Source organism: Azospirillum agricola, from assembly GCF_020005195.1.
Lineage (GTDB): Bacteria > Pseudomonadota > Alphaproteobacteria > Azospirillales > Azospirillaceae > Azospirillum > Azospirillum agricola.
Map to the genome: position 1 here is coordinate 1,056,579 of NZ_JAIFZR010000005.1, position 23,504 is coordinate 1,080,082.

17 protein-coding genes are annotated in these 23,504 nt (G+C 70.2%); 8 read left to right on the forward strand and 9 right to left on the reverse strand.

Features of this window, described 5'->3' with window-relative positions; genetic code table 11:
• Positions 1 to 64: 64 nt before the first annotated feature.
• The gene (locus tag JN22_RS19980) at positions 65 to 1,333 is read right to left on the reverse strand and encodes a UbiH/UbiF/VisC/COQ6 family ubiquinone biosynthesis hydroxylase (protein WP_085555609.1); all 1,269 of its coding nucleotides are present in this window, start codon (positions 1,331 to 1,333) and stop codon (positions 65 to 67) included.
• A 362-nt stretch (positions 1,334 to 1,695) separates the two neighbouring features.
• On the opposite strand from JN22_RS19980, the gene glnK reads away from it, so the two are divergent.
• From glnK to JN22_RS19995, 3 genes are all read left to right on the forward strand, one after another.
• Positions 1,696 to 2,034 carry a P-II family nitrogen regulator gene (glnK, locus tag JN22_RS19985; RefSeq protein ID WP_085555610.1) on the forward strand — a complete coding sequence of 113 codons (339 nt, stop codon included), beginning with the start codon at positions 1,696 to 1,698 and terminating at the stop codon, positions 2,032 to 2,034.
• A gap of 267 nt (positions 2,035 to 2,301) precedes the next feature.
• On the forward strand, positions 2,302 to 3,561 hold the full coding sequence (locus JN22_RS19990) for an aminotransferase class I/II-fold pyridoxal phosphate-dependent enzyme (RefSeq protein ID WP_085555611.1): 1,260 nt from the start codon (positions 2,302 to 2,304) through the stop codon (positions 3,559 to 3,561).
• Positions 3,562 to 3,635: 74 nt separating this feature from the next.
• Complete coding sequence (locus tag JN22_RS19995) at positions 3,636 to 6,242, forward strand: DNA translocase FtsK (protein ID WP_085555612.1); 2,607 nt, start codon at positions 3,636 to 3,638, stop codon at positions 6,240 to 6,242.
• A gap of 347 nt (positions 6,243 to 6,589) precedes the next feature.
• On the opposite strand, the gene znuB is transcribed toward JN22_RS19995, so the two are convergent.
• Positions 6,590 to 7,375 (reverse strand): zinc ABC transporter permease subunit ZnuB, encoded by a 786-nt coding sequence (znuB, locus tag JN22_RS20000; RefSeq protein WP_085555613.1) that lies wholly within the window; start codon positions 7,373 to 7,375, stop codon positions 6,590 to 6,592.
• Positions 7,368 to 8,150, reverse strand: coding sequence for a zinc ABC transporter ATP-binding protein ZnuC (gene znuC / locus JN22_RS20005; RefSeq protein ID WP_085555614.1), 783 nt, complete (start codon positions 8,148 to 8,150; stop codon positions 7,368 to 7,370). The genes znuB and znuC overlap by 8 nt, the downstream gene beginning before the upstream one ends.
• A 99-nt stretch (positions 8,151 to 8,249) precedes the next feature.
• Here znuC and znuA point away from each other — a divergent pair, with 99 nt between their 5' ends.
• Together znuA and dapB are read left to right on the forward strand one after the other, a co-directional pair.
• On the forward strand, positions 8,250 to 9,284 hold the full coding sequence (gene znuA / locus JN22_RS20010) for a zinc ABC transporter substrate-binding protein ZnuA (RefSeq protein WP_085555615.1): 1,035 nt from the start codon (positions 8,250 to 8,252) through the stop codon (positions 9,282 to 9,284).
• Positions 9,285 to 9,356: 72 nt separating this feature from the next.
• Positions 9,357 to 10,154, forward strand: a complete 798-nt coding sequence (gene dapB / locus JN22_RS20015) for a 4-hydroxy-tetrahydrodipicolinate reductase (RefSeq protein WP_085555616.1) — start codon at positions 9,357 to 9,359, stop codon at positions 10,152 to 10,154.
• A gap of 7 nt (positions 10,155 to 10,161) precedes the next feature.
• On the opposite strand, the gene JN22_RS20020 is transcribed toward dapB, so the two are convergent.
• The 5 genes from JN22_RS20020 to JN22_RS20040 form a co-directional block, all read right to left on the reverse strand.
• Positions 10,162 to 11,721 (reverse strand): response regulator, encoded by a 1,560-nt coding sequence (locus JN22_RS20020; RefSeq protein WP_085555617.1) that lies wholly within the window; start codon positions 11,719 to 11,721, stop codon positions 10,162 to 10,164.
• 158 nt (positions 11,722 to 11,879) lie between these two features.
• A complete protein-coding gene (locus tag JN22_RS20025; RefSeq protein ID WP_085555618.1) occupies positions 11,880 to 12,509 on the reverse strand; it encodes a LysE family translocator in 630 nt (209 codons plus the stop codon).
• A gap of 261 nt (positions 12,510 to 12,770) precedes the next feature.
• On the reverse strand, positions 12,771 to 14,537 hold the full coding sequence (locus JN22_RS20030; RefSeq protein WP_085555619.1) for a glycoside hydrolase family 17 protein: 1,767 nt from the start codon (positions 14,535 to 14,537) through the stop codon (positions 12,771 to 12,773).
• A gap of 333 nt (positions 14,538 to 14,870) precedes the next feature.
• Positions 14,871 to 15,644, reverse strand: coding sequence for a ferredoxin--NADP reductase (locus JN22_RS20035; RefSeq protein ID WP_085555620.1), 774 nt, complete (start codon positions 15,642 to 15,644; stop codon positions 14,871 to 14,873).
• Between the two features lie 279 nt (positions 15,645 to 15,923).
• On the reverse strand, positions 15,924 to 17,366 hold the full coding sequence (locus tag JN22_RS20040) for a helix-turn-helix domain-containing protein (protein WP_085555621.1): 1,443 nt from the start codon (positions 17,364 to 17,366) through the stop codon (positions 15,924 to 15,926).
• Positions 17,367 to 17,635: 269 nt separating this feature from the next.
• Between JN22_RS20040 and aceA the strand changes: the two genes are divergently transcribed.
• From aceA to JN22_RS20055, 3 genes are all read left to right on the forward strand, one after another.
• Positions 17,636 to 18,913, forward strand: a complete 1,278-nt coding sequence (aceA, locus tag JN22_RS20045) for an isocitrate lyase (protein WP_085555622.1) — start codon at positions 17,636 to 17,638, stop codon at positions 18,911 to 18,913.
• Between the two features lie 558 nt (positions 18,914 to 19,471).
• Positions 19,472 to 20,035: a DJ-1/PfpI family protein gene (locus JN22_RS20050; protein ID WP_085555623.1), complete on the forward strand. Its 564-nt coding sequence runs from the start codon at positions 19,472 to 19,474 to the stop codon at positions 20,033 to 20,035.
• Positions 20,036 to 20,222: 187 nt separating this feature from the next.
• Positions 20,223 to 21,938, forward strand: a complete 1,716-nt coding sequence (locus tag JN22_RS20055) for a methyl-accepting chemotaxis protein (RefSeq protein ID WP_223677804.1) — start codon at positions 20,223 to 20,225, stop codon at positions 21,936 to 21,938.
• A 7-nt stretch (positions 21,939 to 21,945) separates the two neighbouring features.
• On the opposite strand, the gene JN22_RS20060 is transcribed toward JN22_RS20055, so the two are convergent.
• Entirely contained in the window at positions 21,946 to 23,460 is a 1,515-nt protein-coding gene (locus tag JN22_RS20060; RefSeq protein WP_085555624.1) for a sensor histidine kinase, read from the reverse strand.
• Positions 23,461 to 23,504 lie beyond the last annotated feature (44 nt).

The following is a 23,504-nucleotide window of genomic DNA, read 5'->3' on the forward strand; positions in this document are numbered from 1 at the left end:
AAGTCGTCCTTATGGGCCGTCCTTACGGGCAGCCCTTTGTGAAGGGCTTGCATTTGTGGAGGGCTTACAGGGGAACGCCACGGATCATTCGCGGCAGGTCGCCGACGACGCCCATGGCGTGCCGCATGAAGAAGCGCTTGACCGGCGGCAGCCGGTTGACCACCGCCATGCCGAGGTCGCGCGCCAGCCGCACCGGCGGGATGTCGTTGGAGAACAGATGCACCAGCCCGTCGCACACCGCGGCGAGCAGCACCGTGTCGAAGCGGCGCCAGCGCTGGAAGCGGGCCAGCACCTCCGGCCCGCCGACGTCCAGCCCCAGCCGGTGGGCGTCGACGATCACCTCGGCCAGCGCGGCGACGTCGCGCATGCCGAGATTCAGCCCCTGGCCGGCGATCGGGTGGATGGCGTGGGCGGCCTCGCCGATCAGGGCGAGGCGGCCGGCGATGAAGCGCTCGGCCAGCAGGACCGACAGCGGCCACGCCTCGCGCCGGGTCAGCAGCTCAATGTCGCCGAGGTAGCCGCCGGACCGCCGGGTCAGCTCCTCGATGAACTCCGCGTCGGGCAGGCCGAGGTAGGTCTTCACCAGCGACGTCTTCTCGCTCCACACGATGGAGCAGCGGTTCTCCGTCATCGGCAGCACGGCGAAGGGGCCGGTGGGGAAGAAATGCTCCAGCGCGATGCCCTTGTTCGGCTCAGAATGGCGGATCGTGCAGATGATGGCGCTCTGGTCGTAGGACCAGCGCCGCACCTTGATCCCGGCGCTCTCGCGCGCCAGCGAGCGGCGGCCGTCGGCGCCGATCACCAGCCTGGCCCGCACGGTGCGCCCGTCGGCCAGCGTCACGGCGGCGCCGGAACGGGTGCGCTCGACGCCGGTGGCCTTGGCCGGGGCGAGGTGGACGAGGCCCGGCAGCTCGGCGGCGCGGGCGAACAGGGCGCGGCGGATGTCCTTGTTGTCGAGAATCCAGCCGAAGGGCTGGTTCTTGCCGTCCATCGCCAGTTCGGTGTGGTCGTAATGCACGAACAGGGACGAGAACTGGTCGGCGATGCGGATGTCCAGCATCGGGCCGGCCTGGGCCTCCATGTGGCGCCAGACGCCCGCTCCCTCCAGCACCTTCATCGAGGCGTAGGAGATGGCGGTGGTGCGGATGTCGAAGCCGTCGCCGGCCTGCCGGTCCGGGCTGTCCTGGTCGATGCACACCACGGGCACGCCGGCGCTGGCCAGCGCCGCCGCCATGGTCAGCCCCGCCAGCCCGCCGCCCAGGACCACCACCTCGGTCGTGATGTCGGCGCCGCCGGGGGTGTGGTTCGGCGGCGTGTTGCCCGATTCGGCCATGATCCTGCTGTCCTTCGTTGCGGTCCGGTCCGCCGCGTCCTTGGCCGCGACCCCGTGCGCAGCAACAATTGTCCCCGCGTCCGCCCGATGTCCAGAGCCGCCGCGATCCGGTGCGCCCGGACGGATTGTCGCTGAATGAAAAATAGGCATATGCTTCCGGATTGAGCGCCAAAACATCCGGCATATCCCGAATGTTGCGGCGCAATTCAACCGGCACGATTCTTGTAATCGTTGATTTTTGCGGCAGACGCGAACAGGCTCGGTCCACGAACGGGACACCCACTCCGGCCAGGGGCGGGGAAAATCCCGCGACGGGCCGGGCAGCGGGCTGAGGCCGGAACAACGCTTTAAGGGGAAGCCACATGAAACTGGTTATGGCCATCATCAAGCCGTTCAAGCTCGACGAGGTCCGCGAGGCGCTGACGTCGCTCGGGATCCAGGGCCTGACCGTCAGCGAGGTCAAGGGCTTCGGCCGCCAGAAGGGTCAGACGGAGATCTACCGCGGCGCCGAATATTCGGTGAGCTTCCTGCCCAAGGTGAAGGTCGAGGTCGCCGTCTCGGACGACCAGTTCGAACAGGTGGTCGAGGCGATCCAGAAGGCCGCCAACACCGGCCGCATCGGCGACGGCAAGATCTTCGTGCTGGAAATCGCCCAGGCCGTCCGCATCCGCACCGGCGAGACCAACGCCGAGGCGCTGTAAGGGCTTCCCTAAGCCCTCTCCCGTCCTGGGAGAGGGCGGGGCGATCGGTCGTGTGACCGGATGCATGTCCCGACAACCCCTCACCCTTCCCATGCTTGCGCATGGGCCCCTTCCCTCTCCCGGGGCGGGAGAGGGAGGAACGGCCCGAACCCCGTGTCCGGTTTTGTGCGCTTGTGCCCTCCGTCCCTCGCCGATAGGATCGTTTCCGATTCGTACGGGTAATGCCCGTATGGATGAGCGCGTGGTCTTGGGAAGGTTTGCGGCGTCATGGTCTCTGCGGATTTCAGCGTTCATCCCGGTGCCGTCTTTTCCGAGGCGATCGGCAACGACCGGCTGGATCGGCTGACCGACTACCCCTTCACCCGGCTGGCCAACCTGCTGTCCGGCATCACGCCGCGCGCCAACACCGCCCCGGTCCTGCTGTCGGTCGGCGAGCCGCAGCACCCGCCGCCCGCCATCCTCGACGAGACGCTGCGCGCCAACGTCGCCGGCTGGAGCAAGTACCCGCCGGTCGGCGGCAGCCCGGATTTCCGCGCCGCCGCCGGCGACTGGCTGACCCGCCGCTACGGCCTGCCCGCCGGCCTGCTCCAGCACGACCGTTCCATCCTGCCGGTGTCCGGCACGCGCGAGGCGCTGTTCATGCTGGCGCTGCTGGCGGTGCCGTCGAGCAAGGCCGGCCGCCAGCCGGCGGTGCTGATGCCCAACCCCTTCTACGCGCCCTACGAGGGCGGCGCGGTGCTGGCCGGGGCCGAGCCGGTGTTCCTGCCCGCCACCCGCGAGACCGGCTTCCTGCCCGACCTCGACGCGCTGACGCCGGAGCTGCTGGAGCGCACCGCGCTGTTCTATCTCTGCACCCCGGCCAACCCGCAGGGCGCCGCCGCCTCCGCCGCCTATCTGGCGCGTGCCATCGGACTGGCGCGGGAGTATGGCTTCGTGCTGGCGGTCGACGAGTGCTACGCCGAGATCTACCTCGACACGCCGCCGGTCGGCGCGCTCCAGGTCGCGGCCGGCCTGCCGCAGGCGGCCGGGGACACGCCCTGGGCCAACCTGCTGGTCTTCCATTCGCTGTCCAAGCGGTCGAGCGCCGCCGGCCTGCGCTCCGGCTTCGTGGCCGGCGACCCGGTGCTGCTCGGGCGCTTCTCGCGACTGCGCAGCTACGCCAACGCCGGCATGCCGCTGCCGATCGACGCGGCAAGCGCCGCGCTGTGGCGCGACGAGGTGCATGTCGAGGAGAACCGCCGTCTCTACCGCGCCAAGTTCGCGGCGGCCGAGGCCGAGCTGAAGGGCCGCTACGGCTACTACCGGCCGGACGGCGGCTTCTTCCTCTGGCTGGACGTCGGCGACGGCGAGGAGGCGGCGCGCCGCCTGTGGGCCGAGGGCGCCATCCGCGCGCTGCCCGGCGCCTACCTGACCCGCAGCAATCCGGGGGAGCCGAACCCCGGCGCCCCCTTCCTCCGCATCGCCCTGGTGCAGGACGCCGAACTGGTCGGACAGGCCTGCGCGGCCATCGTCCGCATCCTCGGCTGAGGTCCTGGACCGAGTTTTTTGGCTGACTGCGTCCGCCCCCGTCCGGGACGGACCGAGAACGAGGTTTCCACCCCATGGCCCGACCCGCCGGCCCTCCCTCCGCGCGCCCCCGGCCCACCCTGGGGCGGGCCGCCAACGCGCGCGCGAACGCCAAGGACGACAAGCCCACGCTGAAGGACAAGCTGCGGCCGGCGGGCGCCCGGGGGGAGCGGCCGCCCTTCTTCTCGCCGGCCACCCGCGCCTTCGTCGTCGCCCGCGCCCGCGAGGCGATGGGTTTCGTGCTGGGGCTGTTCGGCCTGTTGCTGATGGTCCTACTGGGCAGCTACAACCCGGCGGACCCGTCCTGGAATTCGATCCCGTCCGGCTCGGTGCGGACCTTCAACCTGTTCGGGACGCCCGGCGCCTATCTGGCCGACCTGCTGATCCAGTCGTTGGGCTGGGCCTCCTTCGTCATCGCGCTGGTGCCGATGTTCTGGGGCTGGCGGCTCGGCGCCCAGCGCAGCCTGGGCAACCCGGTCTTCCGCACCGTGCTGGCGCTGTGGGGCGTCCTGCTGGTCGCCATGGCGCTGGCCGGGCTGACCACCGAATCCTCCGACCCGCTCGCGGCGCTGCCCGGCGGCAGCGTCGGCGCTGTGCTGCTGCGCGGCGTCGGCAACCTGTTCGGCGCCGAGTCGATGGTCGCCACCGTCGCGGCCTTCGGCGGCGGCTTCGTGCTGTTCCTCGCCGCCGGCCTGTCGATCGCCGAATGGATCAGCAGCTTCAAGGCGCTCGGCACCGGCACCGTGGCCGTGGCGCGCTTCCTCACCCGCACCGCCAAGGCGGGGGCGGGAAGCCTCGGCCAACGGGCGCGCACCGCCGCGCAGGCCGCCGCGCAGACCGCCAGCGGCGCCGTCGACGACGAGCTGAAGCGCGAGCAGCCGCCCGCCGTCCGCGGTCGGGGGCGCAGCGCACCGAGCTTCGACGACACGCCGCGCGCCGAGTCGGGGGCCGCGCAGGTGCTTCCTGGCCAGGCTTACAAGGCGCCCCTTTCCCAGCCCGAGGATGCCCGGCCGCCGCGCCCGATCCCCATCGTTCCGCCGCACAAGCCGGTCGAGCCGTCCAGCGCCCCCGAGCGCGACGACCCGCGCCAGACCCGGCTGCCCTTCGAACCGGAGGAGCCGGAGGGCTACGAGCTGCCGCCGCTCGACCTGCTCCAGTCACCGCCCGCCGGCGCGCGCGGCCAGCAGGTCGATGAAAGCCTCCTGCAACGCAACGCCGGCCAGCTTGAGGGCGTGCTCGGCGATTTCGGCGTGCGCGGCGAGGTGCAGAAGGTCCATCCCGGCCCGGTCGTCACCCTCTACGAGCTGGAGCCGGCCCCCGGCACCAAATCGTCGCGCGTCATCGGTCTGGCCGACGACATCGCCCGCTCGATGAGCGCCGTGTCGGTGCGCGTCGCCGTGGTGCCCGGCCGCAACGTCATCGGCATCGAGCTGCCCAACGCCAAGCGCGAAACGGTGCTGCTGCGCGAGCTGATGGCGTCCGACAGCTTCGACAAGAACGGCGGCAAGCTGGCGCTGGCGCTCGGCAAGGACATCGGCGGCCAGCCGGTGGTCGCCGACCTCGCGCGCTTCCCGCACCTGCTGGTCGCCGGCACGACCGGCTCGGGCAAGTCGGTGGCGATCAACACGATGATCCTGTCGCTGCTCTACCGGCTGCCGCCGGAGCGCTGCCGCTTCATCATGATCGACCCGAAGATGCTGGAGCTGTCGGTCTACGAGGGCATCCCGCATCTGCTGACGCCGGTCGTCACCGACCCGAAGAAGGCGGTGGTGGCGCTGAAATGGACGGTGCGGGAGATGGAGGACCGCTACCGCAACATGTCCAAGCTCGGCGTCCGCAACATCGAGGGCTACAACGCCCGCCTGCGCGAGGCGCGCGAGGAGGGCGAGTCGCTGACCCGCCGCGTGCAGACCGGCTTCGACCCCGACACCGGCAAGCCGCTGTTCGAGGAGCAGCCGCTCGACCTGACCGAGCTTCCCTACATCGTGGTCATCGTCGACGAGATGGCCGACCTGATGCTGGTGGCCGGCAAGGACATCGAGGCGGCGATCCAGCGGCTGGCGCAGATGGCGCGTGCCGCCGGCATCCACCTGATCATGGCGACGCAACGCCCGTCGGTCGACGTCATCACCGGCACCATCAAGGCCAACTTCCCGACCCGCATCAGCTTCCAGGTGACGTCGAAGATCGACAGCCGCACCATCCTCGGCGAGCAGGGGGCGGAGCAGCTGCTGGGGCAGGGCGACATGCTCTACATGGCCGGCGGCGGCCGCATCACCCGTGTCCACGGCCCCTTCGTGTCCGACCAGGAGGTCGAGCACATCGTCAAGTACCTGAAGGCGCAGGGCGAGCCCAACTACGTCGACGCCATCACCGAGGACGAGGACGGCGACAACCCCTTCGACGAGGGCGGCGTGTCGGGGGCCGGCGGCAACGGCGGGTCGGGCGACGACCTCTACGACAAGGCGGTCGCGGTGGTCTGCCGCGAGCGCAAGGCCTCGACCAGCTTCATCCAGCGCCAGCTCCGCATCGGCTACAACTCCGCCGCCCGGCTGATCGAGCGGATGGAGACGGAGGGCGTCGTCAGCAAGCCCAACCACTCCGGCAAGCGCGAGGTCCTGGCGCGCAACATCGACGAGTGAGGGGGCCGGTTGTCGGCCAGTGTGCCGGGTTTTGCGGTGGGGCCGGTTGACAGCCGCCGGCCGGAACACCACTATCGGGGGTAGGCAGGCCGGAGGTCCAACGCTCCGACCCGCCCGCCCGATCTTAGTGCAGAAGGTCAAGCAGACGCTTGACGATCTCCAGCACCAGGATCAGGAGAGTGAGGATCTTCTCCATCCTCTTGCCCTCCGTTCGTGCGGCGGCGGTGGCGGCCAATCCGCCACCGCGTCCGCACTCGGATTATGGTGCAGACCCTTTACGCGGTGAACGGGAAACGACTGCAAATGTCTTCTTTTCCCGGTTGTTCTTGACCGCGCTGAAAACCCCTTCACTCCCGCGTCGGCACCACCGACCCGATCAGGAACAGCGCCGCCGCCGCGACCACCACGCTGGGGCCGCCCGGCAGATCCCACTGTAGCGAGGCCATCAGCCCGCCCACCACCGCCACCACGCCCAGCACCGAGGCCAGCAGGGCCATGCTCTCCGGGTTGCGGGCGAAGCGGCGGGCCGCCGCCGCCGGGATGATCAGCAGCGAAGTGATCAGCAGGATCCCGACCACCTTCATCGCCACCGCGATGACCAGCGCGATCAGCAGCATGAAGGCCAGCCGCAGCGCGTCCACCGGCATGCCCTCGACCCGCGCCAGATCCTCGTCGACGGTGACGGCGAGCAGCCGGCGCCACAGCAGCGCCAGCCCGGCCAGCGCCACCACCCCGCCGCCGTAGATCCAGGCGAGGTCGGTCATCGTCACCGACAGGATGTCGCCGAACAGATAGGCCATCAGGTCGATGCGCAGGGTTTCCAGGAAGGCGAGCGCCACCAGACCCAGCGACAGCGAGCCGTGCGACAGGATGCCGAGCAGCGTGTCCGCCGCCAGCGTGCGCCGCCGTTGCAGCGCCACCAGCGCCAGCGCCAGCGCCACGCACACCGCCATCACCCCGATCATCGGGTTGACCCCGAGCAGGAAGCCGAGCGTCACCCCGAGCAGGGCCGAGTGGGACAGCGTGTCGCCGAAATAGGCCATGCGCCGCCACACCACGAAGGACCCCAGCGGCCCGGCGAGCGCCGCGATGCCGCAGCCGGCGGCCAGCGCGCGGAGCACGAAGTCATCCATGGCAGCAGTCCCCGTCATGCCCGTCGACGACCCGGCGGGCCTCGTCGTGGCTGTGGTCGTGGTGGTGGAGGTAGACCGCCAGCTCCGCCGCGTGGCGGCCGAACAGGGCGTGGTATTCGGGATGGCGGCTGACGTCCTCGGGCCGGCCGTGGCAGCAGACATGGCCGTTGAGGCAGACCACCCGGTCGGTGCGCGCCATCACCGTGTGCAGATCGTGGCTGACCAGCAGGATGCCGCAGCCGCGATGGCGGCGGACATGCTCGATGCGGGCGAACAGCTCGGCCTGGCCGTGGACGTCGACCGCCTGGTCGGGCTCGTCGAGCACCAGCAGCTCCGGGTCGGACAGCAGGGCGCGGGCCAGCAGCACCCGCTGCATTTCGCCGCCGGAGATCGTCTGCACGGCGGCGTCGGCGAGCCGGGCGACCCCGGCCTCCTCCAGCGCCGCTTCGATCCGCCCGGCCGGCACCGGGCGCCACAGCGCCAGGAAACGCCGCACCGTCAGCGGCAGGGTGGCGTCCACCGTGAGGCGCTGCGGCATGTAGCCGACGCGCAAGGCCTCGCGCCGCCGGACCCGCCCCCCGGTGGGCCGGACCAGCCCCAGCACGGCGCGCACCAGCGTGGTCTTGCCGGCGCCGTTGGGGCCGATCAGCGTCACGACCTCGCCCGGATGCACGGCGACGTCGACATGGTTCAGCACGGTGCGGCCGCCGAAGCGGACCGAGAGGTCCTCCGTCCACACGAGCGGAGCGGAGGAGGATGGCGAGGCGATTGACATGTTACGTTATAACGTGACAAATGGACGCGAGGTTTCCCCTATGCGCCCAAACCGCCGGCCTGTCCAGTCCGACAGAGGCGGGAGAAAAGGATTGCACCCATGCGCCGTTTCGCGCTGCCCATCGCCATGACCGCTTTTCCTGTTCTGGCCCTCCTGGCCGCCGCGTCGCCCGTCCTGGCGGAGACGCCGAAGGTCGTCGTCTCGATCAAGCCGATCCATTCGCTGGTGGCGTCGGTGATGCAGGGGGTGGGCGAGCCGGCCCTGCTGGTGCGCGGCGGCGCTTCCCCCCACACCTACACGCTGAAGCCGTCCGACGCGAAGGCCCTGTCCGCCGCCGATCTGGTCGTCTGGATCGGCCCGGAGATGGAGGGCTTTCTCGAAAAGCCGCTGGTGTCGAACGCCCCCAAGGCCAAGGTCCTGACCTTGATGACGGCGCCGGGCATGGCGCTGCTCGACGCGCGCGAGGGCGGGGCGTGGGAGGCCCACGACCATGGCCACGATCACACGCACGGCGGCCACGGCCATGGCGACAAGGCCAAGGACGCCCACAAGGACGCCCACAAGGACGCCCACAAGGACGCCCATGGGCACGATCACGACGACGACCATGATCACGACGAGGTGAACACGCACATCTGGCTCGACCCGGCCAACGCCCGGCGGATCGTCGCGGCGACGGCGGAGGCGCTGGCGGCGAAGGACCCGGCCAACGCCGAGACCTACCGCACCAACGCCGAACGCACCGCCCAGTCGATCGACGCGCTCGACGCCGAACTGAAGGCGGCGCTGGCGCCGGTGGCGGCCAAGCCCTTCGTCGTCTTCCACGACGCCTACCAGTATTTCGAGGCGCGCTACGACCTGTCGGCGGTCGGCTCGATCACCGTCAACCCGGACCGCCGGCCCTCGGCCAAGCGCCTGTCGGCGATCCGCGCCAAGATCGCCGGGCTCGACGCCGCCTGCGTCTTCGCCGAACCGCAGTTCGAGCCCGCCCTGGTCCGCACCGTGGTGGAGGGCACCAGGGCGAAGACCGGCGTGCTCGATCCCGAGGGCGGCGACCTGCCGGAAGGGCCGGCGCTCTATGCGTCGCTGATGCGCAACCTTGCGGCCGGGCTGCGCGGCTGCCTTGGGACTTAAGCGCCGCCCGCCGCTGTGCTAAATCCTTGAGGGAATAGTCCTCGACGGACTTTTGAGTTCAGGGAGAGCGTCATGAAGATCGGTGTCGTCGGGTGCGCGGGGCGCATGGGGCAGATGCTGGTGCGCGAGATCGCGGCGACCGCCGGCTGCACGCTGGCCGGCGGCACCGAGCGGGTCGGCGGGCCGGCGCTGGGCAAGGATCTCGGCCTGCTCGCCGGGATCGAGGCGCTGGGCGTCACCGCCATCGACGACCCGGCCGAACTGTTCGCCCTGTCCGACGCGGTGATCGACTTCACCAGCCCGGACTCGACCGTGCGGCACGCGGCGCTGGCGGCGCAGTCGGAAACCGTGCTGGTCGTCGGCACCACCGGGCTCAACCCGTCGCAGCAGGCCGCCATCGAGGCCGCCGCCACCCACACCCCGGTCATCCAGTCGCCCAACATGTCGCTGGGCGTCAATCTGCTGCTGGCGCTGGTCGAGCAGGTCGCCCGCACCCTGGGTGACGACTACGACATCGACATCCTGGAAATGCACCACAACAAGAAGGTGGACGCGCCGTCGGGCACCGCGCTCGGGCTTGGCCGGGCCGCCGCCGCCGGGCGCGGGGTGGCGCTGGAGGATGTCTGGCAGAAGGTGCGCGACGGCCACACCGGCGCCCGGCCGCGCGGCGAGATCGGTTTCGCCACCCTGCGCGGCGGCGACGTGGTCGGCGACCATGTGGTGATGTTCGCCGGCGACGGCGAGCGGATCGAGCTGACCCACAAGGCGTCGGGCCGCCAGATCTACGCCAAGGGCGCCGTGCGCGCGGCGCTGTGGGCGCGCGACAAGACTCCGGGCCTCTACAGCATGAAGGACGTGCTGGGGATGTGATCCCCGCTCACCCCGGCAGCGGCACCCCGTCGCGGGCCAGCACGGCCAGGAAGGCGTCGACCACGCGCGGGTCGAAATGGCGTCCCGCCTCGGCGCGCAGCAGGTCGAGCACCGCCTCGATCTCCCACGCCGCCTTGTAGGGGCGGCGGTGCAGCAGCGCGTCGAAGACGTCGGCCACCGCCACGATGCGGCCGGCCAGCGGGATGGCGTCGCCGCTCAGGCCTTGCGGGTAGCCGCTGCCGTCGAACTTCTCGTGATGGCTCTCGGCGATCTCGGCGCCCATGGTCAGGATGTTGGGAGCGCCGTCGCGGCCCCCGGCGGAGCCGCCCGCCTCGCGCAGGATGGCGCCGCCGATGGCGGCGTGCTCGCGCATGTGGCGCATCTCGTCGGCGTCGAGCCGGCCGGGCTTGCGCAGGATGGCGTCGGGGATGCCGACCTTGCCGACGTCGTGCAGCACGCTGGCCAGCCCGATCATGCCGCAGAAGGACTCGTCCAGCGTGCCGGTGAACTGGCCGCGGTCGCGCAGCTCCCGCGCGATGGCGGTCGCCCAGCGGCCCAGCCGCTTCACATGGTCGCCGGTGACCTCGTCCTTGTATTCGGCGAGCTTGCCCAGCGCGTGGACCGTGGCGACCTGCGCCTGGTTCAGCCGCTCGTAGAGGTGCAGGTTGTCGAGTCCGATCCCCGCCTTGGCGCAGAACAGCTCGGTCAGCTGGTGTTCCAGGTCGGAGAGCGGCGGGTGGCCGAGCAGGCAGAGCGCCAGCGGCTCGGCGTTGCCGTGGCTGCGCAACGGCACGACGCTGTGGCCGGCGCCCCAGCGCGGCTGCCGGTCCGCCAAGGCGGCGGCGACGTCGTCGCCGACGGGCCGGGGCAGATTCTGGACGCCCCTGGTGGCGGCCAGGACGGCCGGCGGCGTCCCGCCTCCGCACAGCAGGATCGTGTCGGCGCAGGGCAGCAGCGCCGCCGCCCGTTCGACGGCGATCCGCAGGAAGCCGGCGAGCGAGCGCTGCTCATAGAGGCGGTCGGCCGCCTCCATCACCGCCTCCAGCCCCTGGCGGCTGCGCTCGATGGTGGCGATGTGCCGGTAGGAGCGCAGCGCCGACACCGTCGTGGTGAACAGCTTCTGGGCGGTCAGCTCGCTCTTGGCCTTGTAGTCGTTGATGTCGTACTGGGCGATGATCTGGCGTTCCGGCGCCTGCCCCGGCTGGCCGGTGCGCAGGATGATGCGGATCTGGCCGTTGCCGAGCTCCTCGCGGATGTGGCGGACCAGCGTCAGGCCGGCGTCGTCGGTCTCCATCACGACGTCGAGCAGGATCGCCGCGATGTCCGGATGCTCGGCCAGCAGCGCCCGTGCCTGGATGGCGGAATAGGCGGAGAGGAATTTCAGCGGCCGGTTCTCGAACCGCACGTCGCCCAGCACCACGCGGGTGATGGCGTGGACCTCGTGGTCGTCGTCGGCGATCAGGATCAGCCAGGGCGGGGGGCGTCGGACGCCGCCGGTTTCCTCCGGCGTCTCGCTGGCGAACAGCAGAGCGTCGCCGTCACCTTCCGCCCCTGCCGCACCAGCCATCGCCCGCTCCCGCCGCTCACGATCGGCCGCGCCGGCCGGTCCCTTCCGGCCCAGGCGCGCGCAACCGACCGAACGGATACAATTTTCCGCTTAACAACAGCGCTCTGTCAACGCCACCGCGCTGCGGCATGGCCGCCGCAGGAACCGCACCGGGCGTGTCAGGCGGCGGCCTTCTTCCAGGCGGCGGTCAGCAGCCCGGCGCCGACCAGCAGCGAGCCGCCGGTGCGGTTCACCGCGCGCTGCACCGACGGGGTGCGCACCGCGCGCCGCGCCGCCGAGGCGAGCAGGGCGTAGAGCGTGGCGTTCAGCGTCGCCAGCACCAGGAAGGTCGCCTCCATCGCCACCATCTGGGCGGCCAGTGGCCGGGCGGTGTCGAGGAACTGTGGCAGGAAGGCGACGAAGAAGACGATGCTCTTGGGATTCAACGCGGTGACGGCGTAGGTGTGCAGCATCATCCGCAGCGGGCTGACGCCGGGCTGCTCGGTGGCGTCGGCGCCGATGGTGATCGGCGCCCGCCACAGCTTGACGCCGAGATAGACGAGGTAGGCGGCGCCGACCCATTTCAGCCCGGTGAACAGCGCGGCGGAGGTGGAGAGCAGGACGCCGAGGCCCAGCATCGAGGCGGTCATCGCGGTGAAGTCGCCGAGCGCCACGCCGGCGACGGTGGCCATCGCGGAGCGCCGGCCGTGGCCCAGCGCGTAGGACACGACGATCAGCACCGTCGGTCCGGGAATCAGCAGCATGACGGTCGAGGCGGCGGCGAAGGCCAGCCAGAGTTCGAAGGACATGGGACGGGTCTCCAGACGGGAGGGACGATCGGCTCATCAATCCACAGTGGCGCGCGGCGCGCAACGTCCGCGTTGCGCGGCCCTAATCGGCCCCGTCCGTCATGACCGGGCTTGTCCCCGGAGGCGCTCACTTAAAGCCCTTCTTCCCTTGTGGGGCGCATCCCAGAGGACGCCAGAGGCATCCGATGGGTGCGCGGGTTGGGATGAGAGGGCAGCCCGGCCACAGAGGCCGGGACGCAGGCTATCCTTACCTACCCATCCTTACTTGCGCGCGCTCAGAACCCCGGCGATGAAGGGAACCGCCAGCGCCACCTGGAGCGCCGCCCAGCCCAGCGCCTCCCAGTTCGGCAGGGTCCAGTCGATCTCGTGCAGCGCCTCGCGGAAGGGGAGCTGGCCGTGGATCAGCGACTCCAGCGGCACGAAGCCCTCGGCGACCACCGTCAGGACGGCGCCCAGCAGCAGGCCGGCGGCAAGCGCCGACTCGACCGGCAGGCGGCGGACGGCGCCGCACAGGCAGCGTGCGGGCGCGTCGGCGACGGGAACCGCCGGGCGGAACAGCGCGGCGATGCCGTGGGCGTCGCGCGGCCGCGTGCCGGCCGGGCGGCGGGCGGCGCGCAGCGCGCCCAGCGCCGGCAGGGCGATGGCCGGGATCAGCAGGTAAGGGTTGGGGAAATCGCGGTAGCGCCCGTCGAACACGATCAGCAGCGACCAGACCAGAGCCACCACCCCCAGCGCCAGCGCCGACCAGCGGCCGACCGACTCGACCGGCGACAGGGAGGGGCGTGGGTGATAAAGCCCGCTCAGCGGCTCGCGCGCCAGCCCGCCGCTGGCCAGCGTGCGGTGGGCGGCCAGCAGCACCGCCAGCGACAGGGCCGCGGTCAGCATCAGCATGCCGGCGGCCAGCGCGTTGTCCTGCCAGTAATGTTTCCCGTGAAACGCCGCGTGGACGGCGTGGACGTAGAGGGTGGAGAGCGTCTGCGCCAGCAGGATCAGCGCTGCCCAGCCCGAGCCGGGCAGATGCCGCCGCGTCAGCGCCAGACCGGCCAGCAGCGCCAGCGCGACGCCGCTGGAGATCGCGAACAGGCGGGGCCAGTCGCGCGTCTCCACCACCGGCCCGGCCAGCGAGAACTTCGCCACGCGGTCGGAGCCGTAAAGGCCCCAGTGACCGCCGACGGTGCCCTCCAGCTTGGCTTTCCAGCCCTGGTCGAAGGCCTCGATGACGTTGTAGTCGAAGCCCTCCTGCTCGGCCATGCGGACGAAGCCGTTGACGAAGGTCGCCTTGTTGACGAGGCCGGGCACGGCGGCGCCGCGCGAGCGGCCGGCGGTCGGCCAGCCGGTCTCGCCGACCAGGATCGGCTTGCCGGGGAAGCGCTGGGCGATGGTGCGGTAGGAGGAGCGGATGCGCTCGGTCGCCCCGGCGACGCCGGCCGGCACGTCCTCCCAGTAGGGCAGCAGATGGATGGTCAGGTAATCGACGTGATCCGCGATCTGCGGGTATTTCAGCCACCATTCCCAGACGTCGGCGTAGGAAACCGGCTGTTTCACCGCCGCCTTGACGCGGTCGATGTAGCCGGCGACCTGCTCGGGCGTCAGCTCGCGGCGCAGCAGCACCTCGTTGCCGACGATCACGCGGGTGATGACGTCCGGGTAGCGGTTGGCGAGGTCGATCAGCGAGGCGATCTCCGCCTCGTTCTTCTCGGTCTTTGACGACAGCCAGGCGCCCATCGTCACCTGGAGCCCGTGCCTGCGCGCCAGCTCCGGCACCACTTCCAGCCCTTCCAGCGCGGTGTAGGTGCGGATGCCCGCCACCTGCGGGGCGAGGGCGGCCAGATCCTCCTCGATCTGGGCGACGCTGGGGAAGACCTGGGTCAGCGGACTCTGGCCGTCGCGGAAGGGCGCGAAGGACACGCTCCGCAGCTTGCCGCCGGGGGGAGGGTCGAGCGGAACCGGCCGGTTGGGCAAGGACCAGACGGCGAGGTTCGCGAGACCGGCCACGCACAGCGCGGCGAGGATGAGGATCAGGCGCATGGGCGGGATGTCTACACCAAAGGCTTGGCTGTTTGAACGGGGATGGCGGGGGACGGGCGCCTGGGGAGGGCGCAGGGAGACACGGATGAACACGGATTTTGCCGGATGAACACGGATGGCCGCCGTTTATTCAGTCTCATCCGTGCGCGGGCGAAGCCCGCATCCGTGTTCATCCGTGTCTCAAACCCCGCCCAACGAAGAAAGGCGCGTCCCCGGTGAGGGGAACGCGCCTGCAAGTCGTATCAAGGATTGGGTGACGTGCCGACGTCACGGATCAGCGAACAGGGCGGGGTGCCGGTTTATTCCGGCGGCGTCCGCGATGTCCGCTTTTCGTCACCGCTCCACGAAGGCCTTTTCGATGATGTAGCTGCCGGGCTCGGCGTTGGTGCCCATGACGAAGCCCTGGCGGTCCATCATCGCGCTGGTCTCGGCCAGCATCGCCGGGCTGCCGCAGATCATCACGCGGTCGTGCTGCGCGTCGAGCGGCGGCAGGCCGAGGTCGCTGTACAGCTTGCCGGTCTCCATCAGCGTGGTCAGGCGGCCGCTGTTGCGGAAGGGCTCGCGCGTCACGGTCGGGTAGTAGAGCAGCTTCTCCTTGACCTGCTCGCCGAAGAACTCGTTCTCCGGCAGGGCGTGCTGGATCAGCTCGTCGTAGGCCAGTTCGGCGACCGTGCGGGTGCCGTGGGTCAGGATCACCCGGTCGTACTTCTCGTACATCTCCGGGTCCTTGATGATGCTGAGGAAGGGCGCCAGGCCGGTGCCGGTGCTGAGCAGATACAGGTTCCGCCCCGGCAGCAGGTTGTCGGAGATCAGCGTGCCGGTCGCCTTGCGGTTGACCAGCAGCGTGTCGCCTTCCTTCAGGTGCTGGAGGCGCGAGGTCAGCGGGCCGTCCGGGACCTTGATGCTGAAGAACTCCAGCGTCTCCTCGTAATGGGCGCTGACGAGGCTGTAGGCGCGCAGCAGCGGGCGCCCCTCGACCTCCAGGCCGATCATCGTGAACTGCCCCGGCAGGAAGCGGAAGGACGGGTCGCGCGTGGTGGTGAAGGTGAACAGCGTGTCCGTCCAGTGGTGGACGCTCAGCACGCGCTCCTTGATGAGATTGCTCATTGGAGATCCAAAACCGTATCGATGCCAGGGCCGGGGTCGGGCGCTGCGCACGGATGGCTATGATCGACCGCTTCGGACCGGAGGACCGGCTTTGGACCGGAGGACCGGGAGCGCGGGATCGGGCTGCCGAGGCGCAACGCGCGGACCCTAACAACAAATCAACCGGAAGGCCATGGCTTTATACCAGCACGGCCGGCGTGGTCTTCGGAAAACAACACGAAATAAACCGTGAAAATTTGATCCAGATCAATCCCAGCTCAATCCCAGGTCAGGCCGGCGTCATTCGGCACTGGGCGGCGCGAACAGGTAAGGCGACAGGCCGCGCAGGTTCTCGTCGACGATAAGCCGGTGATTCAGCGGCGGAAACGCCCGCTGGGAGCAGTCCAGCCGGGGGCAGAGCCGGCAATTCACGCCGATCGGCGTCGCCGCTTCGGTGTTGTTCAGGTCGAAGCCGTCCGCATAGGTGACGTGCGCCGCGTGCTGGGCGTCGCAGCCGAGCGCCACGGCGAATTGCTGGGGCGGGCTGCGGTGGCCGCCGCCCGCCTTCACCACCGTCCGGGCGATGGAGAAGTAGGTGGTGCCGTCCGGCATCTGCGCCACCTGGCTGTGGATTTTGCCAGGAGTTCGGAACGCTTCGTAAACGATCCAGCGCGGGCAACCCCCGCCAAAGCGGGCGAGGTGGAATCCGGCGCCCGAGAAGCGCTTCGACACGTTGCCGGCGCTGTCGACCCGCATGAAGAAGAAGGGCACGCCCTTGGCGCCGCCGCGATGGAGCGTGGTCAGGCGCTGGCAGACCTGCTCGAAGGAGGCGTCGAACCGCCGGCGCAATATTTCGATATCGTATCGAACCTGTGTGGCCGCCTCCTGGAAGCGCTGGTAGGGCATCAGCACGGCGGCGGCGAAATAGTTGGCGAGCCCGATGCGGGCCAGCCGCCGCGCCTCGTCGCCCGACAGGTTGGCGCCCTCGACGATGCCGTTCAGCAGCTCGCGGTGGCGCAGCAGGGCGATCTGGCAGGCGAGCTGGAAGTTGCGGCCCGACGGCGCCAGCATCTCCGACAGCAGGATGCGCCGGCTGTGGCGGTCGAAGCGGCGCACCGCGTAGCCCATCACCTCCGACGGCAGCAGCCGGACGCGGACGCTGTGCTGCTGGTTCAGCCAGTCGACCAGCCCGCGGTAGAGATCGCCCTTCTCCAGCCGGCCGTCCCGCCACAGGGCGTCGGCGGCGTCCTCCAACTCGGGGAAATGGTTGGAATGCGCCTGGAACAGGTCGCGCACCTCGTCCTGCGGAAAGCCGGTGCTCTGCACCAGATGCAGCTTCTCGCGGTCGGCGACCCGCTCGGCGAGCGCCTGGAGATCGTCGCGGGCGCCGCGGAAGCCGCGGTAGAGCGCCACCACCGCCTGCCCCAGCGTCGGCGCCACGGCGGCCAGCTCGCGGAAATCCTGGTTCTTGATGTCGGAGCCGGCGAAGAGCGGGTCGGCGAACACCTCGCGCAGGCCGGCGACCAGACGGCTCTCCTCGTCCTCGGCGAAGGCCTGGAGGTCGACGCCGAAATTGTGGCCGAGCTTGAGGAGCAGCGGCACCGTCACCGGGCGCTGGTTGTGCTCGATCAGGTTCAGGTAGCTGGGCGAGATGCCGAGCTGGTCGGCCATCTGCGCCTGGGTCAGCCCGTGGTCGCGGCGCAGGCGCCGGACCTTCGGACCCAGCATCGCCTTCTTGTCCATGACCCCGCCGGCCTCCGAGCGAACTTTACAAGATTTACGGATTTACAGAATTTTTCTGACGGCAGTTTACAAGTGGACCTTTTTACAAACAAGGGCTTATTGCAACGCAACCGGGGTCGGTTTACCTCTTGTCTCAAGGACGCACTGTAAAGCCAAACGGCACCGACCGCTGGACCAAGAAAAACGGACGGCGGTGTCAAAGAAAATACGCCCCGAGATTTTCCCACCGCCCCCGATAAAGGGGGTATTCGGACAGAAGGACACCGACCATGTCGCTCGATGAGAAGACCAAGGCCGCCCTGCGCGCCGCCCGTTACGAAGGCATCCGCCGCGACTACACCATGGACGACGTCAAGCGTCTGAGCGGTTCGGTGAAGATCGAGTACACGCTGGCCGAGCTGGGCGCGCAGCGCCTGTGGGAGCTGCTGAACACCGAGCCCTACATCAACACGCTGGGCGCGCTCACCGGCAACCAGGCGATGCAGGCGGTGAAGGCCGGCCTGAAGGCCATCTACCTGTCGGGCTGGCAGGTCGCCGGCGACGCCAACTCGGCCGGCCAGATGTACCCGGACCAGAGCCTGTACCCGGTGAACTCGGTGCCGGCGGTGGTCGAGCGCATCAACAACGCCTTCAAGCGCGCCGACGAGATCCAGACCTCCGAGGGCAAGGGCGACACCTACTGGTTCGCGCCGATCATCGCCGACGCGGAAGCCGGCTTCGGCGGCCCGCTGAACGCCTTCGAGCTGATGAAGGCCATGATCAAGGCCGGCGCCGCCGGCGTGCACTGGGAAGACCAGCTGGCGTCCGAAAAGAAGTGCGGCCATCTCGGCGGCAAGGTGCTGATCCCGACCCAGCAGCACATCCGCACGCTGAACGCCGCCCGCCTGGGTGCCGACGTCTGCGGCACCTCGACCCTGGTCATCGCCCGCACCGACGCCGAGAGCGCGCAGCTCATCACGTCCGACATCGACGAGCGTGACCACCCGTTCATCGACTTCGACAGCGGCCGCACCTCGGAAGGCTTCTACCGCCTGAAGAAGGGCCTGGGCGTCGAGCATTGCATCGCCCGCGGCCTGTCCTACGCGCCCTATTCGGACCTGATGTGGTGGGAGACCTCCAAGCCGAACCTGGACGACGCCCGCCGCTTCGCCGAGGCGATCCACAAGGAATTCCCCGGCAAGATGCTCGCCTACAACTGCTCGCCCTCCTTCAACTGGAAGGCCAACCTGGACGACGCGACCATCGCGAAGTACCAGCGCGAGCTGGGCGCCATGGGCTACAAGTTCCAGTTCGTCACGCTGGCGGGCTTCCACTCGCTGAACTACTCGGCCTTCACGCTGGCCAAGGGCTACGCCGAGCGCGGCATGGCCGCCTACTCCGAACTCCAGCAGGCCGAGTTCGCGGCCGAGAAGGACGGCTACACCGCCACCAAGCACCAGCGCGAGGTCGGCACCGGCTACTTCGACGCGGTCGCCACGGCGATCTCGGGCGGCCAGTCCTCGACCACCGCGTACAAGGACTCCACCGAGGCTGACCAGTTCCATTGATCGGGACCTGGTCCGTGATCCGGTGTGCGAGCCGGATCTTTCTGAACGGCTGATGCTTTGACTCAACACAACGGCCGGGGGCTCACGTCCTCCGGCCGCTTTTTTTGCGTGAGGCCGGCTGGCCGGTTCCGTTCTTTGGCGGTAGGCCGTCCGCGAAGCCCCGCCCTCAAGGTATGGCTGCGTTGCGCAGCATCAACCGATGGTGTCCGTCAAGTCGGCCGAAAGTCTTGAACGGAGCCGGGAAATGGCCGCTGCCGGCCCTTGGATCGTTGATTTCCGGGCATCGCCCCGTCCGCTGCGCTGCGGAATCCCTTATTGACTTGGGAACGCTTCAAGACCACTTGTGTCGCATGCTGAAAACACCCCGATCCGGGACGTAGGTCCCACACGCCGGCCGCCCAACGCGGGTTCCGGCGGAGGGTCCGGCCGCCGCGCCATTCCGTACCCCTCGGGGGGCCGGCCCGGCGCGGTGAAGGCCGGGTCCTCCCTGCCGCATTTCCGCGCATGGAGCCACACCCCCGGCGTCTCCGGTCGAAACGATGAAGAGGACAGTCAAGTATGGATAACACGCTCACGGGAAAGACCATTGCCATCCTCGTCTCCAACGGCTTCGAAGAAGCGGAGATGACCGAACCGCAGCGCGCCCTGCTCAAGACCGGCGCCACCCTGCGCACGATCTCGACCGAGACGGGCCTGGTGAACGGCTGGCACGGCAAGTCCTGGGGCCATTACTTCCCGGTCGATAAGCAGTTGGGCGAGGCGCTCGGCGCCGATTTCGACATGCTGCTGCTGCCGGGTGGCGAGCGCAGCGTCGCCAAGCTCCAGAACTCCGCCCACACCCGCCGCATCGTCGGCCATTTCCTGGACGCCGGCAAGCCGATCGCCGCGATCGACCACGGAATCCAGCTGCTGGCCATTCCCGGCAAGCTGCGCGGCCGTCTGCTGGCCGCTCCGGAAGCCTACCGCGCCGACCTCCAGGCCGCCGGCGGCAAGATCAGCGACGAGGCCCTGGTGGTCGACGACATCACGGTCAGCGCGCTCGGCCAGGAGCAGCTCGTCGAGTTCGTCGAGGCGGTGGTGAAGCTGTTCACCGACGTCGCCTCGGTGCGCAAGGCCGCCTGACGGTCCGACGTTTCGCAAGCCGGCTTGTGACAAGGCCGCGGCACCTCGGGTGCCGCGGCCTTTTTGCGTTGCAGCATTGTGTGAGCGTTGATAATTTTAAACGTCTTTCGCGCAAGCGCCGGACACCGGATGATCGTCGTCACCGCACTGCCGCCGCCCGCACGAGGCGGGGCGAGGAGGTTTGCGAATGGCCAAATCCATGGAATTCGCCAAATTCGGGGCGTTCACCAGCATCACCATCCGCGCGAAGATCATCGGCGCCGCGCTCGGCGCCGTTGTCATGGCGGCCGGATTTGGTCTCTTCACGGTCAGCCGGCTCGATATTCTAAACGGTACCGCCGAGACGATGCGCGGCACCTCGCTGCCCAGCACCCAGATCGCCGGCCAGCTCTTGGCCGCCGCGCAGGGTTACCGCATCGCCGAGGCGGCCTACGCGCTCTCGACCAACGCCATGCAGATCGAGCAGGTGGAAACCAACCTGCGCAACGCCGCCGCCGCCCTGGCGACGCTGCGCGGCGAGGCCGGGCCGCTGTTCGCGGCGGGCGAGGGGGCCGAGCGGCTGGCCGCCTTCGACGCCGCCTGGACGGACTACGCCGCCGCCGCCGACCGGGTGCGGAGCCTGGTGCGCGACAACCAGGGCCAGTCGGCCGCCAGCGTCTTCAAGCGGCCGAGCGCCGTCGCCTTCACCCGCGTGCAGGAAACGCTGGGCGCCCTGGTCGACACCACGGTCCGCGAGGCCGACGCGGTGGCCGACCGCAGCGGCGACGTCTACCGCGAGGCCCACGCCCTGGTGCTCGGGGTGGTGGCGTTCGGCACCCTGCTGTCGCTGGCCTTCGGCGCGGCGCTGGTGCGCAGCGTCTCGCGCCCCATCCTCGACATGGCGGCGGCGATGGAGCGGCTGGCGGCGCGCGACGTCTCGGTCGATTTTCCGGCCGGCCGGCGCGACGAGATCGGCCGCATGGCCGAGGCCGCGCGGGTGTTCAAGGACAACATGCTGGAGACCGACCGCCTCCAGACCGAGCAGGACCGGCTGAAGGCCGCCGCCGCCGAGGAACGCCGCCGCGAATTGCAGGGGCTGGCCGCCGGCTTCGAAACGACGGTGAAGCGGCTGGTGGAGGCGTTGGCCGCCTCGACCGCCGGCATGGCGACGGCGGCCACCGGCATGGCGGGCAGCGCCGCCGAGACGGCCTCCCACGCCGACGCGGTGTCGTCGGCGGCCGGCCAGGCCTCGGCCAACGTCGACAGCGTCGCGGCGGCGACCGCCGAACTGTCGGCCTCCTTCGCGGAGATCGAGCGGCTGGTCGCCGATTCCGCCGGCATCGCGGCCGGCGCCACCCGCGACGCCGAGCGCAGCACCGCCGTGATGGGCGAACTGGCGGCGGCGGCGGCGGAGATCGGCAAGGTGGTCGATCTGATCGCCGGCATCGCCGGCCAGACCAACCTGCTGGCGCTGAACGCCACCATCGAGGCGGCCCGCGCCGGGGAGGCCGGCAAGGGCTTCGCCGTCGTGGCGTCGGAGGTCAAGAGCCTCGCCGGCCAGACGGCCAAGGCGACCGGGGAGATCCAGGCGCGCATCGCCGAGATCCAGGCGGCGTCCGGCACGGCGGTGGACAGCATCGGCGGCGTCGCCCGCACCATCGCCCGCATCAACGAGATCGCCGGGGCGGTCGCAGCGGCGGTGGAACAGCAGACCGCCGCGGTCGGCGAGATCGCCGCCAGCATCCACGACGCCGCCACCGGCACCCGCACCGTGTCCGGCAGCATCGCCGCCGTCACCGCCGCCGCCGCCTCGGCCGAGCAGGCCTCGTCGGCGATGGTCGGCACGGTGGAGACGGTGTCGGAGGACACGGCCCGCATGCGCCGCGAGGTGGACGGCTTCCTGTCGGCCCTGCGCGCGGCGTAAGGGGGGCTTACGCCGGCTCCTCGACACCGACGCGCGCGGCGGGGAAGACCAGCCGGACCGTGGTGCCGCGGCCGGGAGCGCTGTCGATCTCCAGCCGGCCGCCGTGCAGCTCCATCAGCGCGCGGGTCAGCGGCAGGCCGAGGCCCGACCCGTGCTGGGGCACCGTCATCCGGTCATGCACCTGGGAGAAGGCGCTCAGCGCCAGGGGGATGTGCTCCGCCGCCATGCCCCGTCCGGTGTCGGCGACCCACAGGCCGAGGCTGCCGTCCGCGTCCAGAGCGGCGCCGACGGCGATGCGCCCGCCCGGCGGGGTGAACTTCACCGCGTTGCCGATCAGGTTGGTCAGCATCTGGCGGATCAGCGACGGGTCGCCGAACAGGCCGGGCAGGTCGGGTGGCAGATCCCAGTCCAGCGCGATGCCCCCCCGCGCGGCGCGCTCGCCCATCATGGCGATGGTGGCGTCGACCAGCAGGGGCAGGGAACAGGATTCCTCGTACAGCTCCATCCGCCCGGCCTCGATCCGCGCGAGGTCGAGCAGGTTGTTGATCAGCTCCAGCATGTAGTCGCCGGCGGTGACGATCTGCCCGGCCGCCTCGCGGTAGCGCGGGTTGTCGAGCGGCCCCATCAGCGCGTCGCGGATGATCTCGGCGAAGCCGATGACGGCGGTCAGCGGGGTGCGCAGCTCGTGGCTCAGGTGATGGACATAGTCGGACTTGCGCCGGTTGGCCTCGTCCGACTGGTCGCGGGCGGCGGCCAGCTCCAGCTCGCGCAGCTTCAGGTCGGTGATGTCGGTCCGCACGCCGACGGTGCCGCCGTCGCGGGTGCGCCGTTCCTCGATGCGCAGCCAGCGGCCGTCGCGCAGCTGCACCTCGGTCGGCGGGCCGCCCTGGCGGTGCAGGGCGAGGCGCCCTTCGACCCAGGCCTCCGCCGCCTCCGGCGCCACCCGGTAGAGACCGCGGCGCACCCCCTCGCGCAGCACCGCCTCGAAGCGGGTGCCGGGCTGGGCCAGATAGGGATCGCTGATGAACAGGTCGCGGTAGCGCTGGTTGCACAGCACCAGCCGGTCTTGCGCGTCGTAGAGGACGAAACCCTCGGTCACGCTGTCGATGGCGTCGAGCAGCAGCGGGTGGGCGACGCGGTCGGCGACCCCCTCGATCAACAGGAGCGGCGGATCATGGTCGGCGGGGCCTCCGGGCACGCGGGCGATCCGGGCGTCGAGCTCCAGCGGCGGCAGGGGCGGAGCGCGCCCGAAGGTGACCACGGCCTCGGCCCGCCGGCCGTCCGCCGGAGCGTCCGCCAGGACGGCGAGGGTGTCGGCGTCGGGGATCAGGCGGACATCGCCGGGATCGGCGCCCGACGCCACGCCGAGAAGCCGGCCCGCGGACTCGTTGAGCCACAGCACCGTGCCGTCGGGGCGCGCCAGCCAGATCGGGGTCGCCAGTCTCGCCAGCAGGCCAAGCCCCGGCGGGCCGCCTTCAAGCCGGCCTTCAAGCCCGATGCCACCGCTGCGCGACCACGCCATCGCCGTTCCATGATGTGAGGGGCAACATCGTACCATCGTGCGCA

What these genes read in the sequence shown, in the direction of transcription:
- glnK (WP_085555610.1), top strand. Translation starts at nt 1,696, where the DNA reads ATGAAACTGGTTATGGCCATCATCAAGCCGTTCAAGCTCGACGAGGTC.
- JN22_RS19995 (WP_085555612.1), top strand. Translation starts at nt 3,636, where the DNA reads ATGGCCCGACCCGCCGGCCCTCCCTCCGCGCGCCCCCGGCCCACCCTG.
- dapB (WP_085555616.1), top strand. Translation starts at nt 9,357, where the DNA reads ATGAAGATCGGTGTCGTCGGGTGCGCGGGGCGCATGGGGCAGATGCTG.
- JN22_RS20055 (WP_223677804.1), top strand. Translation starts at nt 20,223, where the DNA reads ATGGCCAAATCCATGGAATTCGCCAAATTCGGGGCGTTCACCAGCATC.
- JN22_RS20020 (WP_085555617.1), bottom strand. Translation starts at nt 11,721, where the DNA reads ATGGCTGGTGCGGCAGGGGCGGAAGGTGACGGCGACGCTCTGCTGTTC.
- JN22_RS19990 (WP_085555611.1), top strand. Translation starts at nt 2,302, where the DNA reads ATGGTCTCTGCGGATTTCAGCGTTCATCCCGGTGCCGTCTTTTCCGAG.
- znuC (WP_085555614.1), bottom strand. Translation starts at nt 8,150, where the DNA reads ATGTCAATCGCCTCGCCATCCTCCTCCGCTCCGCTCGTGTGGACGGAG.
- JN22_RS20060 (WP_085555624.1), bottom strand. Translation starts at nt 23,460, where the DNA reads ATGGCGTGGTCGCGCAGCGGTGGCATCGGGCTTGAAGGCCGGCTTGAA.
- JN22_RS19980 (WP_085555609.1), bottom strand. Translation starts at nt 1,333, where the DNA reads ATGGCCGAATCGGGCAACACGCCGCCGAACCACACCCCCGGCGGCGCC.
- aceA (WP_085555622.1), top strand. Translation starts at nt 17,636, where the DNA reads ATGTCGCTCGATGAGAAGACCAAGGCCGCCCTGCGCGCCGCCCGTTAC.
- JN22_RS20035 (WP_085555620.1), bottom strand. Translation starts at nt 15,644, where the DNA reads ATGAGCAATCTCATCAAGGAGCGCGTGCTGAGCGTCCACCACTGGACG.
- znuA (WP_085555615.1), top strand. Translation starts at nt 8,250, where the DNA reads ATGCGCCGTTTCGCGCTGCCCATCGCCATGACCGCTTTTCCTGTTCTG.
- JN22_RS20025 (WP_085555618.1), bottom strand. Translation starts at nt 12,509, where the DNA reads ATGTCCTTCGAACTCTGGCTGGCCTTCGCCGCCGCCTCGACCGTCATG.
- JN22_RS20040 (WP_085555621.1), bottom strand. Translation starts at nt 17,366, where the DNA reads ATGGACAAGAAGGCGATGCTGGGTCCGAAGGTCCGGCGCCTGCGCCGC.
- JN22_RS20030 (WP_085555619.1), bottom strand. Translation starts at nt 14,537, where the DNA reads ATGCGCCTGATCCTCATCCTCGCCGCGCTGTGCGTGGCCGGTCTCGCG.
- znuB (WP_085555613.1), bottom strand. Translation starts at nt 7,375, where the DNA reads ATGGATGACTTCGTGCTCCGCGCGCTGGCCGCCGGCTGCGGCATCGCG.
- JN22_RS20050 (WP_085555623.1), top strand. Translation starts at nt 19,472, where the DNA reads ATGGATAACACGCTCACGGGAAAGACCATTGCCATCCTCGTCTCCAAC.